Source organism: Deinococcus alpinitundrae (assembly GCF_009982895.1).
In the GTDB taxonomy this organism is placed as follows: domain Bacteria; phylum Deinococcota; class Deinococci; order Deinococcales; family Deinococcaceae; genus Deinococcus; species Deinococcus alpinitundrae.
Window position 1 is genome coordinate 1 of sequence record NZ_WXZL01000295.1, and the last position, 267, is coordinate 267.

The following is a 267-nucleotide window of genomic DNA, read 5'->3' on the forward strand; positions in this document are numbered from 1 at the left end:
GCTCGCGGCTGACCAGCATTTCCGAGGTCACGGCAACCGATGGCGGCAAAGCGGCCCGGGTCGAGACCAGCATCGCCGACACCGGCAAGTTCCGGATCAAGTACTACCTGAACGGGGCGGCCCAAAACGAGTCGCGCACCCTGGTCATCTCGTATCTGGTCAAAGGCGCCACCCGCTACTACCCCGACGGCGACCAGGTCTACTGGGCGGCCGTCTACGCGGATCGCAACGGCTTCCCAGTCCTGAACTCCACCGTCACGGTCCGAT

At 64.8% G+C, this 267-nt stretch carries 1 protein-coding gene; it reads left to right on the forward strand.

The genetic code is table 11. The features are described from left to right. The coding region (locus GUI70_RS23460) for a DUF2207 domain-containing protein (protein ID WP_161884586.1) at positions 1 to 267 on the forward strand (267 nt) is incomplete at both ends.